Consider the following 13,943-nt stretch of genomic DNA (forward strand, 5'->3'; position numbering starts at 1 on the left):
AGGAGAATGTCATGAAAGATGGATTTGTAAAGGTAGCGGCAGTAACACTGGATATCCGTGTGGCAGATGTTGCTTATAATACAGAAAATATCTGTAAGAGTATAGAAGAGACAACGAAGCAGGGGGCAAAAGTGATTGTATTTCCTGAGTTGTGTGTGACGGGATATACATGCAGTGATTTGTTCATGCAGGATATATTATTAAAAGAGTCAAAAAAAGCATTGTATCAGATTGCGGAGGCTACACGTGATAAAGATGCGATTATATTTGTAGGCCTTCCGCTTGCGGTAGACGGTGAGCTGTATAATGTGGCAGCAGCACTTAATAAAGGAAAGATTCTGGGACTTACAACGAAGACATTTTTACCTAATTACGGAGAATTCTATGAGATGCGCCAGTTCCGTCCGGGACCGGAAAGTGCCAGATGGATTGAACTAAACGGGGAGAAGATCCCATTTGGTCCCCAGCTTTTATTTGTAGCAAAAGAGATGGAAGAACTCGTTATCTCAGCTGAAATCTGCGAGGATGTATGGTCACCGGTTCCGCCAAGCACACTGGCTGCAAGAGAAGGTGCGACTGTGATCGTGAACTGTTCGGCAAGTGATGAGACCATCGGAAAGGCATCTTACAGGGAAAGCCTGATCGAAGGACAGTCGGCAAGGCTGATCTGTGGCTATATCTATGCAAATGCCGGAGAAGGAGAATCTACGACAGACCTGGTATTTGGCGGACATAATATTATCGCAGAGAATGGAACGACACTTGCATCCAGCAGCAGATTTGTAAATGAAGTGATCTATACAGAGCTGGATCTGAAGCGTCTGCTCAGTGAAAGAAGAAAGAATACGACATTTAAGACAGAGCAGGAGAGAACACTGATCCGCATTCCGTTTGAATTAGAGATTACAGAGACAAAGCTTACCAGAACATTTGCATCCCGACCATTCGTGCCAAGTGTCATGGCAGAGAGAAACTTAAGATGTGAAGAGATTCTGACAATCCAGGCGATGGGACTGAAAAAGCGTCTGGCACATGCACATGCAAAAAGTGCTGTTGTAGGAATTTCGGGAGGTCTGGATTCGACACTGGCACTGCTTGTTACTGCCAAGGCATTTGACGCACTTGGAATGGACAGAAGTGGTGTGATCGCGGTAACGATGCCTTGCTTTGGAACGACAGACAGAACCTATCAGAATGCATGCAAGATGTCATTGAAACTTGGAGCCACGCTTAGGGAGATTCCGGTCGGAGCAGCGGTTGAGCAGCACTTTAAAGACATCGGACATGATCCGGAAGATCATAGCGTGACATATGAGAACTCACAGGCAAGAGAGAGAACGCAGGTGTTGATGGATGTTGCCAACCAGACAGGTGGTATCGTAATCGGAACCGGAGATATGTCAGAGCTTGCTCTTGGATGGGCAACTTACAATGGAGATCATATGTCTATGTATGGTGTGAATGCCTCCGTTCCTAAGACACTGGTAAGACATCTGGTACATTATTATGCGGATACCTGTGAGGACCAGGAATTAAAAGACGTATTATATGATGTCCTGGATACACCGGTAAGTCCGGAACTTCTTCCGCCAAAAGACGGCGAGATCGCACAGAAGACAGAGGATCTTGTCGGTCCTTATGAATTACATGATTTCTTCCTGTATTATCTTCTGAGATTCAGTTATGAACCAAGCAAGATATACAGAATCGCCCGTTATGCATTTGACGGGGAATACGATGATGCAACCATCTATCAATGGCTGTATACATTCTGCAGAAGATTCTTTATCCAGCAGTTCAAGCGTTCCTGCCTGCCGGACGGACCGAAGGTCGGAACCGTAGCCCTCTCGCCAAGAGGAGACTGGAGAATGCCAAGTGATGCATGTTCGGATGCATGGCTTAGGGATTTGGAGAGGGTGAAACCGGAATAAATATTTGCAGTTGAATAAAAACGCTCCGCAACAACCTTTTTAGGCCGTTGCGGAGCGTTTTTGGTTCAGCATTAATTTAATTTTAATCCTTTGAAAAGATCTCCGAGGCTGGTTCCGATTTCTTCGGCTTTTGGAATCTCTACATGGATTTCTTCTTCCTCTTTCTTTTCTTCTTCAAGAGCTTTCATGCTCAGGCTGATCTTTCCGTCTTTGATTCCGATGACTTTTACAGTTACTTCATCGCCGACATTTAATACATCAGCAGGAGATTTGATTCGTTTTAAACTGATCTGGGATACGTGAACCAGTCCGGAGAGATCATCTCCAAGATCTACGAATGCGCCATAGTTCTGAAGACTTTCTACAGTACCTGTCATAACGCTGCCTACTTTGATGTTGGCAATCTTTGCTTCGCGTTCTTTTCTTGCTTTTTCCTGCAGAATCTCACGGGCAGAAAGTACAAGACGGTTATTCGCTTCATCTACATCGATGACTTTAACTTCGATATCTTTTAACAGGTAAGTTTCCAGATCTTCAATATAAGACAGTGATAATCTGGATGCAGGGATGAATCCGCGCAGGCCTTCAACCATGGCAATGGCACCGCCGTTGACGATTCCTTCGACTTTAACCGGAAGGATAGTTCCTTTTTCCATGTAAGATGCTACGACGTTCCATGGGTTTGCATCATCAAAATGTCCCTCAAGGTCAGCCATTGTAACTGATGTTTCTTCGTTCTGTGTTTCTTTGTGTAATAATTCTTCGTTCATAGTGTTTTGTTCCCTTCTTATTATTTTATTAAGAACATGATTAGAAATGTTCTTTTATATACCTAAGTATGGAAGAAAAGTTACCAGTGGTAAGTGTTCTGTATGCATAAAGTATGCAAGAGAAGCTGCCAGTGGCAAGTTTTCTGTATTGTTTTTAGTATAGCATACAACTATAATATTGTTCAAAGAAAAATACGAAATACATGGAAATAAAGGTTGACGAAAGCTGAAAAAGATGGCAAGCTTAATACTTAAGAGATCATAAGGAAAAGGATGTGAAAGATAAAATATGGCTAAGAAAGCAGGAAAAATATACGTTGTGGGACATAAGAATCCCGATACGGATTCCATCTGTTCAGCAATCGCTTATGCAAATTTGAAAAGAGAAATAACCGGTAATGAATACATTGCAAAAAGAGCCGGTCAGATAAATGAAGAGACACATTATGTTTTACAGAAATTTGGAGTAAAGACACCGAATCTTCTGGAAAATGTAAAACTACAGGTAAAGGATATGGATATCCATCAGATTGATGGAGTAGGTCCGAATGTATCGCTGAAAGATACATGGATCAAGATGAAAGAGAATAATATCAAAACCATTCCAATCTTAAGAGATGAGGAACTTATGGGTGTTATCTCTACTGGAGATATTGCAACCTCTTATATGGATGTATATGATAATACAATTCTGGCAAAAGCAAGAACGCAGTACCGTAATATTATCCATACTCTGGACGGAGAGTTGATAACAGGTAATGAACATGGATATTTTACCAAAGGAAAAGTTGCAATCGGAGCATCAAGTCCGGATCTGATGCAGGAATTCATTGAAAAGGATGACCTGGTTATTCTTGGAAACCGTGTGGAATCGCAGATCTGTGCACTGGATATTGATGTAAGTTGTATGGTAGTGTGCCAGAATGCGACCGTTTCCGAGGAAGTGATCAAACGGGCGGAGTCACAGAGCACAGTCATCATCAGCACACCACATGATACATTTACAGCTGCACGTCTGATCAATCAGAGTGTGCCGGTAAAACGTTTTATGACGAAGATGCCGCTTACGTCGTTCCATATGAGTGATTATGTAGAAGACATCAAGGAAGTGATGGCAAAGAAAAAATACCGTGATTTCCCAATCATTGATAAACATGGAAAATTCAAAGGATTTGTTTCCAGACGTCGTTTCCTGAATGTAAGTAAGAAAAAAGTAATTCTGGTAGATCATAATGAAAAGAATCAGGCAGTGGACGGAATTGAAGAAGCTGAGATTGTAGAAATTATCGATCATCACAGACTGGGCAATATCGAGACGATGGGGCCGGTATTCTTTAGGAACCAGCCGGTTGGATGTACGGCGACCATCGTATATCAGATGTACAAAGAAAATGACGTAGAACTGACACCGACGATCGCAGGACTTCTGTGTTCTGCAATTATTTCGGATACACTGTTATTCCGTTCACCGACCTGCACACCACTGGATGAAAAGGTTGCCAAGAAGCTTGCGAAGATTGCAGGAATCAATCTGGAAGAACAGGCACAGGCAATGTTCAAGGCAGGAAGCAGTCTTGCCGGAAAGACTGCAGAAGATATCTGCTTCCAGGATTTCAAACAGTTTACGGTTAATGATATTGTATTCGGAGTAGGACAGCTGAATTCCATGAGCAAGGAAGAACTGCAGGAAGTAAAAGAGATGCTGACACCGTATCTGCCGGAAGTACTGGAAAAAAATGGTGTACAGATGGTATTCTTTATGCTTACAGACATTCTGGATGAATCAACGGAACTGCTGTGCTGCGGAGCGAAAGCAAAAGAATATATCATCGATGCATTTGACTTAAAGGAAGATGTGGAAAAGATGATCTTAAAGGGCGTTGTATCCAGAAAGAAACAGCTGATACCAACACTGGTAAGTGAACTTCAGCAGTAGGAGTAAAGAGATGGGAAAACAGATTTGGAAACCGGGAAATATGATATATCCGCTGCCGGCAGTGATGGTAAGTACTGCGGATAAGTCGGGAAAAGCAAATATCATAACCGTGGCTTGGACAGGAACGGTATGTACGAATCCGGCAATGTTGTATATCTCCGTAAGACCGGAGCGTTACTCATATGGACTTTTAAAGGACAGCGGGGAATTTGTCGTCAATCTGACGACAGAAAAGCTGAAAAAAGCAACCGACTGGTGTGGCGTCAAATCCGGAAGGGATGTAGATAAGTGGGAAGCAATGCACCTGACACAGGGAAAAGCTTCAAAACTGCAGTATGCCCCAATCATAGAAGAGTGTCCGGTGAATATCGAGTGTACCGTGACAGAAGTAAAAGAACTGGGATCACATCATATGTTCCTGGCGAAAGTAGAAGCCGTTCAGGTAGGAGAAGAATATCTGGATGAAAAAGGAAGATTACAGCTTGGAAAAGCCGGACTTCTGGCATATTCACACGGAGAATATCTGACACTTGGAAAGTCTCTTGGAACATTTGGCTGGAGTGTGAGAAAAAAGCCGGATGTAGATAAAAAGCGAAAGAAAAACTCCGGGAAAAAGACGGTGTCAAAAAAATCACGGAAGAATAAAAAAGCTGTTTAATACATTAATTTGGGGTGGATTCCCAGCCCTTATACCAAGGCATACGCAAGTCGTGATTGACAGGCGATAATTAATGTATCAAACGGAGGGCGTAACCGTGGATGCTTACCCCGGAAGTCTTATGCCCCGTATTTTTTATGGTCTTGTGACATTACAAAATATCGAAAAATAAAAAATGCTACGTTTATTACGTTTTCTATAGATAATATGATTACGTAATACCGTAGCATTTTCTTATATATGTTTTATAACCATGGGGACGATTTTAGTGTCTCTGGTGGCTCTTTTTATGATATTCCCGGGGTAAGGACTCAAAGTTACGCCCTCCAACTATTTCATACACTACCATATGCCAGTCACGACATGAGAAAGCGCTGGTATCCTGTTTGCAGCGATTTTTGGCGCGATGTGTAGAAGTTCTTAGGTAGTTTGACTTTCCGTTAAAGGGACGGAGCGACACTGTTTGAGCCGAAGGGCGAGTTTGGAGCGGAGGCCCTTTCGTCCTTAGGAAAGTTGGACTGCCTTAGAACTTCTGCATCGTGACATCTAGCAGCAGACAGGATACCAGCGCTTTCTCATGGACCGAGAGGCCACAATGACATAGTGCATTAAACAGCAAAACAATTCATATAGTATAATGAAATGGAATATGCAGGCATCATATGAAATATAAACCAGGCCATAAAAATCTAATAAAAAGAATTACCATATGTGTGATATATACATTAGGAATATACTTGCTGATTACAAAGATGATGCAAGTGGAAAATAATAAGAATGCTAATACAGATGCCAGTACGAGAAATGAAGTCACACAAAAAGTTTTATCAGATACCGCGGTGAATCAGAACAAAAAAGCCGTACAATACGTTTCCTCAAGCATGATAAAAGAGGCACCGCAGATAGCTATCACATTTGACGACGGACCAAGCAAAGCGTGGACAGGAAAGCTTTTGGATGGATTAAAAGAACGGAATGTAAAAGCAACATTTTTCCTGATTGGTGAAAATGTAAAGAGTGCACCGGAGATTGTGAAGCGGGAGGCGGACGAAGGACATCTGGTGGGAAATCATACTTATCATCATGTGGAGATTACCCGTGTACCGGATGAAAAAGCAAAAGAAGAGATTTTGATGACCAATGAAGCAATCACAGAGATTACAGGGGAAGAAGTTTCTTATATGAGACCACCGTTTGGTGCATGGCAAAAGCAGCTGGAGTGGGAGCTGGATGTAATGCCGGTGATGTGGACGATCGATCCTCTGGACTGGACGACAAATAATGAAGACGAAATTGTCAACAAAGTAGTGACGCAGGCGAAGGAAAATGATATCATTCTATTACATGACTGTTATGAGTCCAGTGTAAATGCAGCACTTCGGATCATCGATACACTGCAAAAAGAAGGATTTGAATTTGTAACAGTCGATAAACTGATTCTGGAATAGGAATAAGAACAACGATGGAGATGAAGATAGATGGATTTATTTGACTATATGCGGGAACAGAATATGGAAAAGGAAGCACCGCTTGCTTCAAGACTTCGTCCGACAACTCTGGATGAAGTCGTAGGGCAGCAGCATATCATAGGAAAAGATAAACTGCTTTATCGTGCAATCAAAGCAGATAAGCTGAGTTCGGTTATCTTTTATGGGCCGCCGGGAACGGGAAAGACGACACTTGCAAAAGTAATTGCCAATACAACAAGTGCTGAATTTACCCAGATCAATGCAACGACGGCAGGTAAAAAGGATATGGAAGAAGTGATTGGCAAAGCAAAAGAGATGCAGGGGATGTATCATAAAAAGACGATCCTTTTTGTAGATGAGATCCATAGATTCAATAAAGGACAGCAGGACTATCTGCTTCCGTTTGTGGAAGATGGTACGATCATTCTGATTGGAGCAACTACGGAGAATCCGTATTTTGAGGTAAATGGAGCGCTTCTTTCCCGATCGAGTATATTTGAATTACATCCACTTGGTAAGGAAGACATTAAGACTCTGATTGAAAGAGCGGTATATGATAATATAAAAGGAATGGGCAGCTATCAGGCGGTGATTGATGATGATGCATTGGAGTTTCTGGCAGATATTGCCGGTGGGGATGCAAGAAGCGCATTGAATGCGGTAGAACTTGGAATCCTGACGACAGAACGCAGTGCAGACGGGAAGATTCACCTGACGCTGGACGTAGCATCGGAATGCATCCAGAAACGTGTGGTAAAATACGATAAGACCGGAGACAATCACTATGATACAATCTCTGCTTTTATCAAAAGTATGCGCGGATCGGATCCTGATGCAGCAGTCTACTATCTGGCAAAAATGTTATATGCAGGAGAAGACATCAAGTTCATCGCCAGACGTATCATGATCTGTGCATCCGAAGATGTAGGAAATGCAGATCCGATGGCACTGACAGTTGCGGTATCAGCTTCTCAGGCAGTCGAAAGAATCGGCATGCCGGAAGCACAGATCATCCTTTCGCAGGCAGTGACGTACGTAGCAACTGCGCCAAAAAGCAATGCCGCATGCAATGCAATCTTTGATGCAATGGCAAGCGTAAAACGAACCAAGACAACAGTGCCGTCACATTTACAGGATGCCCATTACAAAGGCGCACAAAAGCTCGGACATGGAATCGGATACAAATATGCGCATAATTATCCACATCACTATGTAGAACAGCAATACCTTCCAGATGAAATCATGGGAGAAAAATTCTATGAGCCAAGTGATAACGGGCATGAAAAAGAGATAAAAGAATGGATGGAATATATCCGGGAGAATAGATAGGCAGGGTGTTTCATGCACTGCCGGGGAACCGAAAGTGCATGAAACATCAATTAGTTTTCTTTAATGCTTCCATCAATTCCTATTGTTACAACCTGCCATGGAATGAACTTTCCACTTGCCTTAAGTGCTTCTGTGGCGGCGTGCTCAAGACCTCCGCAGCAAGGTACTTCCATGCGGACAATGGTAAGACTCTTAAAATCGTTACATTTGATGATCTCTGTAAGCTTTTCAGTGTAATCAACGGCATCAAGCTTTGGACAGCCGATCAGTACGACATGGTTTTTAATAAACTGGTTATGGAAATTGCCATAAGCATAAGCGGTACAGTCTGCGGCAATCAGAAGATTTGCATTCTGGAAATATGGGGCACTTACCGGTGCAAGTTTTATCTGGACCGGCCACTGGCGGAGCTGGCTTTCCATGGAGTAAGCAGTCTGTGCGGTGCTTTCTGTATTATGCTCAACGGAACGTGCCATAGAACCAGGACATCCCCCGTGATGTGGAACTTCATGATGAATCTCGCGTGCCATGGAACCGGGACATCCGGCATGGTGTGCAGTAGGTGCATCGTTATCATGTGCGTGCGCCTTTTTGGCATCCAGATGTTTCTTAAGTGCTTCCGGGCCTTTTGCTGCAAGGTGAGCTTTTACTGCATCATCGTCATAAGCAACTGCTTCACGTTCCTCGAAGGTAATTGCATTTGTAGGACAGGCCGGAAGACAATCACCGAGACCGTCACAGAAATCATCACGCATCAATTTCGCTTTTCCAGCTACCATCTGAATCGCCCCTTCATGACAGGCGTTGGCGCATGCGCCGCATCCGTTACATTTTTCTTCATTTATATGGATAATTTTTCTGATCATAATTGTGTTCCCCTTTTCTTAAAAATTAAAAAATGTTTTTATACCGTAGTTATACGATACAGAAAGCATTTTTCAGACAAACTCTAGTGCAATTGAAAAAACCTGCATAAGGAATTGTCTGAAGCAGCTCCTGTGAGTAATAGTCTACTATAAAGAAGAAATAAAATGTTGTTGGAATAACAACAAAACTTGAAATAATTATAATCTTTACAAGGAAGCAAGGGAAAAGTGAAATATGGGGAACATTTTTCTGATTTGAAATTAGCAAGAAATAATTAATACAAATATATAGAAAAATAAGAGAAAAATATGTTAAACTTTCTTTCGTAGAAACACTCTGATGCGTGGCATAAGAAAACGGAAAATATATTTCGTTATATATGAAATAAAATTACGAAAGCATTTTTATGAGCTATCTACCACAGATCATACCGAAAAAGTATTTATATAAATAAGAAAAGAGGAAGATATATGGCACAGATTTATGCATCGAAGACAAATGAAATCCAGAAGTATGAGAAAGAGCATGAGAATGAAGTGCGCCGTCTAGCCGGAGAATGTATGGTCCTTTTGGAAAATGATGGTGTATTACCATTTTCAGAAAAGATAAAGAAAATTGCATTATATGGAACCGGAGCCAGACATACGGTGAAGGGCGGAACAGGATCGGGAGATGTTAATGTAAGGAAAACAATTTCCATTGCCCAGGGACTCGAAGAGGCCGGATTTGAAATTGTTACAAAAGACTGGCTGGACAGATACGATAAAGATATGAAAGAAGCGCAGGAAACATATCTGAAAAAACTGAAAAACATTTCGGATGAGACAGGAGAGCCGTCTGTAATCATAAGTTTTAAACATCCGTTTCAAGAACCGGAGCAGCCGGTTATCGAAGAAGCGGATATAAAAGACGCAGATGCGGCTGTTTATGTGATCGCAAGAAATTCCGGTGAAGGAAAAGACTGTCTTGCAGAAAAGGGAGATTATTATCTGAGTGACAGAGAGCTTCAGAATATCAGGTTCATGACAGAAAAATATCATAACTGCATTGTGTTACTGAATACCGGTGGCGTGATAGATCTGACAGAACTTACGAAGATTTCCGGAATACAGGCAATGATGCTGATTGGACAGACTGGAAATATGAGTGGCTATGCGGTGGCAGATGTGTTAACAGCAAAGACGGTTCCGTCTGGAAAATTGACAGATACATGGGCAAGGTCATACGATGACTATCCTTCCTCACGGACGTTCAGTTACAGGGATGGCAATCTGGATGATGAGTACTACAGTGACGGAATCTATGTCGGATACCGTTACTTTGATACATTTGGAGTGCTGCCATTATATTGCTTTGGATACGGGAAAAGTTATACGGAATTCGCATTGTCTACGAAAAAAGTGACGGCAGATGAAAAGCAGGTAACAGTAGAAGTAGAAGTGACCAATACCGGCAAGACGTATCCGGGAAGAGAAGTGGTACAGGTCTATTATTCTGCACCGGACGGAGTGATGGAAAAGCCGACACAGGAACTTGCCGGATTTGCCAAGACGAAGCTTCTTGCACCTGAAGAAACAGAAGTTGTAACGATTACATTTGCGACAGAGGACATGGCATCTTATGACAGTTATGATGCTGTCTGGGTCATGGAAGAAGGCGAGTATACAATCCGTGTGGGAAATAGTTCACGTACAACGGAAGTGGCTGCAATCATAGATCTGGACGAGACCGTTCAGACGGTTCAGCTTAAAAATGTAATGAAAGACAAAGAAATCGTAAAAGAGATCCATCATATGGTTCCAATCTTTGATCTGGAGCTTGATGATACACCTTTTATGCGTCCGATTCTGATCTATGCAGAAAACTTTGAAAAAAAGATTGTTGAATATGAAGTTATGCGTACGGTGCTGGAAGACAAAAGGCCAGGCGAGACCTTAACACTTAAGGATGTAAAAAATGGAAATGCATCCCTTGAAGAGCTGGTAGCACAGCTGACAGTAGAAGAGCTGGCAGATCTCTGTGTGGGAACCGAACGGATGGAAGAAGGCGGCAATGTGATCGGATCAGCATCCGCGTGTGTACCGGGAGCGGCCGGAGATACGACATCTGCACTCATCGAAAAACGGAAAATCCCGAATCTGATTCTGGCAGACGGGCCGGCGGGGCTGCGGTTACAGAAGCATTTTAAAACGGATAAAGAAGGTAATAAATTGCCGGGCGGAGAACAGTTTGGAATGGAGATTGCGCCGTTTGCAAAAGAATTACCGGAAGGAACACAGGATTATTATCAGTATTGTACGGCAATCCCGATCGCAACAACGCTTGCGCAGTCATGGGATGTGGAGCTTATTCAGAGAATGGGTGAAATTGTAGGAGAAGAGATGGAACGCTTCCATATTCATCTGTGGCTTGCACCTGGAATGAATATCCACAGGAATCCACTGTGTGGACGAAACTTTGAATATTATTCAGAAGATCCGCTTCTTACCGGTTTGTGTGCGGCAGCTGATACAAAAGGTGTACAGTCTTATGCGGGACATGGAACGACGATCAAGCATTTTGCAGCGAATAACCAGGAAGATAACCGGATGTTTACGAATGCGCATATCAGCGAGAGAGCGTTAAGAGAGATCTATCTTAAGGGATTTGAAATCGCAGTTAAGACAGCACAGCCATATGCGATTATGACATCTTATAATCTGATCAATGGAACACATGCAGCGAATCATTATGATATGCTTCAGAATGTAGCACGTGATGAATGGGGATTTGAAGGCCTTATTATGACAGACTGGTACACATCCCAGGATACGTCGGCGCTTGGAATGGTGTCAGAAAGTGGAAAATACAGTTATTCCGACAGTGTACAGTGTATCAAGGTCGGAAATGATCTTCAGATGCCGGGATGCAGGAAGAATGTAGAGGATATCGTAGAAGCTGTGAAGAATGGCGGCGGAATTACCAAGGCAGATCTTCAGAGGTGCGCAAAACATATTCTTGGAATTGCGTTGAAGACAGTATAAAAATACAAAAGAATCTTCCACTGGCAGCTTCTCTTGCATACATAACTATATAGAAAACAGGCAGGCAATCTATTATATAGAGCCGGCCTGTTTTTTTCGTGTATGAAAGCATTCATATGAAAATGTAAAAAATATCTAAACAGTGTTGACAAAAATATGTGGGAGTGCTATCTTAATAGTCGAAAGGTGTTAGCACTCAGATAAAAAGAGTGCTAATAACCTGAGAAACCGAAAGGAGGAGGTACCGGTGATAAATCATGAAGAACTAAGTGAAAGAAAACTGAAAATACTTCATGCAATCATCCAGAATTATCTGGAGACAGGAGAACCGGTCGGTTCCAGAACAATTTCCAAATACACGGATCTGAATTTAAGTTCAGCAACAATCCGTAACGAGATGGCAGATCTGGAAGAGATGGGATATATCATCCAGCCTCATACGTCGGCAGGACGTATTCCTTCGGACAAAGGATACAGGCTCTATGTAGATATGCTGATGGAGGAAAAAGAGCAGGAATTAAATGAGATGCAGGAACAGATGCTTGATAAAGCAGACAAGATGGATCAACTTTTAAAGCAGGCAGCAAAAGTTCTCGCAACGAATACGAATTATGCGACAATGGTTTCCACTCCGATGAACAATTCGAATAAGATTAAGTTCATCCAGTTATCTATGGTAGATGAGGAACAGGTGATTGCAGTCATCGTACTGGGCGGCAACGTGATCAAGAACAAGATCATCAACATTGACGAACCAATCAGTAATGAGAATCTGCTGAAATTAAATATGCTGCTGAATACAACGCTCAACGGTATGTCGATCGAAGAAATCAACCTGGGACTGATCGCCAGATTAAAAGAGCAGGCAGGAATCCACAGTCAGGTAGTCGGATATGTACTGGACGCAGTTGCGGATGCAATTCATCTGGATGATGATATGCAGATTTACACAAGCGGTGCGACAAACATTTTCAAATATCCAGAATTAAGTGATAACCAGAGTGCACAGGAGATTATCAGTGCATTTGAAGAAAAACAGCAGTTATCCGAACTGGTAACACAGACCCTGGCACAAGATGAGAATACCGGCATTCAGGTATATATCGGAGATGAGACTCCGGTACAGACCATGAGAGACTGCAGCGTTGTGACTGCAACTTATGAATTGGGTGACGGTATGAAGGGAACGATAGGAATTATCGGACCGAAACGTATGGATTATGAACATGTTTTAAAATCTATGAAGCGTCTCCAGTCAGAACTGGATCATATGTTTCATAAGAACGATAGAAAGGTGGAATAACCCTTGGAAAATAAGCAGGAAAAAAGCCAGGAAGATATGGTAAAAGAAGCTGTAGAAGAGGCTAAAAAATCTGCTGCTGAAGCAAAAGAAACAGAGGCTGATACAGAAGATACAACAGAAACTTCTGAAGAAGATACAGAAGAAGCAGAAGATACAGCAGAAAAGAAACCTGGCAAAAAATTATTTGGTAAAAAGAAAGATAAAAAAGACGAGAAGATAGAAGAGCTTACAGATAAGCTTACCCGTCAGATGGCAGAGTTTGATAACTTCCGCAAACGTACAGAAAAGGAAAAATCCCAGATGTACGAAGTCGGAGCAAAAGATATCATAGAAAAGATCCTTCCGGTTGTAGATAACTTCGAAAGAGGATTAGATGCAGTAAAGGAAGAAGAAAAAGAAGATCCGTTCGTTCAGGGAATGGAAAAGGTATACAAACATCTGCTTACCACGCTTGAAGGAATCGATGTAAAGCCTATCGAAGCAGTAGGACAGCAGTTTGATCCGAATTTCCACAATGCAGTGATGCATGTAGAAGATGAAAACTTTGGCGAAAATGTAGTTGCCGAAGAATTTCAGAAAGGCTACACATACCGTGATTCCGTTGTAAGACACAGCATGGTAAAAGTAGCAAACTAAAAACAAAATATTCACAATTTT

Annotated in this window: 10 protein-coding genes; 8 read left to right on the forward strand and 2 right to left on the reverse strand. The window is 42.2% G+C overall.

The genetic code is table 11. From position 1 onward, the window contains the following. The first annotated feature begins 11 nt into the window (after nt 1-11). On the forward strand, nt 12-1,931 hold the full coding sequence (locus ACWJAF_RS07070; RefSeq protein WP_448863031.1) for an NAD(+) synthase: 1,920 nt from the start codon (nt 12-14) through the stop codon (nt 1,929-1,931). A 71-nt stretch (nt 1,932-2,002) separates the two neighbouring features. On the opposite strand, the gene ACWJAF_RS07075 is transcribed toward ACWJAF_RS07070, so the two are convergent. Beyond that, complete coding sequence (locus ACWJAF_RS07075; protein WP_296033563.1) at nt 2,003-2,701, reverse strand: S1 RNA-binding domain-containing protein; 699 nt, start codon at nt 2,699-2,701, stop codon at nt 2,003-2,005. Nucleotides 2,702-2,990: 289 nt separating this feature from the next. Between ACWJAF_RS07075 and ACWJAF_RS07080 the strand changes: the two genes are divergently transcribed. The 4 genes from ACWJAF_RS07080 to ACWJAF_RS07095 all read left to right on the forward strand — a co-directional run bounded on the left by ACWJAF_RS07080 (nt 2,991) and on the right by ACWJAF_RS07095 (nt 8,093). After that, nucleotides 2,991-4,637: a putative manganese-dependent inorganic diphosphatase gene (locus tag ACWJAF_RS07080; RefSeq protein WP_448863032.1), complete on the forward strand. Its 1,647-nt coding sequence runs from the start codon at nt 2,991-2,993 to the stop codon at nt 4,635-4,637. Between the two features lie 10 nt (nt 4,638-4,647). Then, nucleotides 4,648-5,295, forward strand: coding sequence for a flavin reductase family protein (locus tag ACWJAF_RS07085; RefSeq protein WP_448863033.1), 648 nt, complete (start codon nt 4,648-4,650; stop codon nt 5,293-5,295). Between the two features lie 752 nt (nt 5,296-6,047). Continuing rightward, nucleotides 6,048-6,743, forward strand: a complete 696-nt coding sequence (locus ACWJAF_RS07090; RefSeq protein WP_448863034.1) for a polysaccharide deacetylase family protein — start codon at nt 6,048-6,050, stop codon at nt 6,741-6,743. Nucleotides 6,744-6,773: 30 nt separating this feature from the next. After that, on the forward strand, nt 6,774-8,093 hold the full coding sequence (locus ACWJAF_RS07095; protein WP_296093937.1) for a replication-associated recombination protein A: 1,320 nt from the start codon (nt 6,774-6,776) through the stop codon (nt 8,091-8,093). A gap of 50 nt (nt 8,094-8,143) precedes the next feature. Here the strand turns inward: ACWJAF_RS07095 and ACWJAF_RS07100 are convergent, their stop codons facing one another. Continuing rightward, nucleotides 8,144-8,959 (reverse strand): ATP-binding protein, encoded by an 816-nt coding sequence (locus tag ACWJAF_RS07100; RefSeq protein ID WP_296029655.1) that lies wholly within the window; start codon nt 8,957-8,959, stop codon nt 8,144-8,146. A gap of 471 nt (nt 8,960-9,430) precedes the next feature. On the opposite strand from ACWJAF_RS07100, the gene ACWJAF_RS07105 reads away from it, so the two are divergent. The 3 genes from ACWJAF_RS07105 to grpE all read left to right on the forward strand — a co-directional run bounded on the left by ACWJAF_RS07105 (nt 9,431) and on the right by grpE (nt 13,922). Then, a complete protein-coding gene (locus tag ACWJAF_RS07105) occupies nt 9,431-11,983 on the forward strand; it encodes a glycoside hydrolase family 3 protein (protein ID WP_448863035.1) in 2,553 nt (850 codons plus the stop codon). A gap of 247 nt (nt 11,984-12,230) precedes the next feature. Further along, on the forward strand, nt 12,231-13,286 hold the full coding sequence (hrcA, locus tag ACWJAF_RS07110) for a heat-inducible transcriptional repressor HrcA (RefSeq protein ID WP_296029650.1): 1,056 nt from the start codon (nt 12,231-12,233) through the stop codon (nt 13,284-13,286). 36 nt (nt 13,287-13,322) lie between these two features. Continuing rightward, entirely contained in the window at nt 13,323-13,922 is a 600-nt protein-coding gene (gene grpE, locus ACWJAF_RS07115; protein WP_448863070.1) for a nucleotide exchange factor GrpE, read from the forward strand. Nucleotides 13,923-13,943 lie beyond the last annotated feature (21 nt).

It is taken from the genome of Dorea sp. (genome assembly GCF_977044405.1).

What these genes read in the sequence shown, in the direction of transcription:
- ACWJAF_RS07070 (WP_448863031.1), top strand. Translation starts at nt 12, where the DNA reads ATGAAAGATGGATTTGTAAAGGTAGCGGCAGTAACACTGGATATCCGT.
- ACWJAF_RS07090 (WP_448863034.1), top strand. Translation starts at nt 6,048, where the DNA reads ATGATGCAAGTGGAAAATAATAAGAATGCTAATACAGATGCCAGTACG.
- ACWJAF_RS07075 (WP_296033563.1), bottom strand. Translation starts at nt 2,701, where the DNA reads ATGAACGAAGAATTATTACACAAAGAAACACAGAACGAAGAAACATCA.
- grpE (WP_448863070.1), top strand. Translation starts at nt 13,323, where the DNA reads ATGGTAAAAGAAGCTGTAGAAGAGGCTAAAAAATCTGCTGCTGAAGCA.
- ACWJAF_RS07085 (WP_448863033.1), top strand. Translation starts at nt 4,648, where the DNA reads ATGGGAAAACAGATTTGGAAACCGGGAAATATGATATATCCGCTGCCG.
- ACWJAF_RS07095 (WP_296093937.1), top strand. Translation starts at nt 6,774, where the DNA reads ATGGATTTATTTGACTATATGCGGGAACAGAATATGGAAAAGGAAGCA.
- ACWJAF_RS07080 (WP_448863032.1), top strand. Translation starts at nt 2,991, where the DNA reads ATGGCTAAGAAAGCAGGAAAAATATACGTTGTGGGACATAAGAATCCC.
- ACWJAF_RS07100 (WP_296029655.1), bottom strand. Translation starts at nt 8,959, where the DNA reads ATGATCAGAAAAATTATCCATATAAATGAAGAAAAATGTAACGGATGC.
- ACWJAF_RS07105 (WP_448863035.1), top strand. Translation starts at nt 9,431, where the DNA reads ATGGCACAGATTTATGCATCGAAGACAAATGAAATCCAGAAGTATGAG.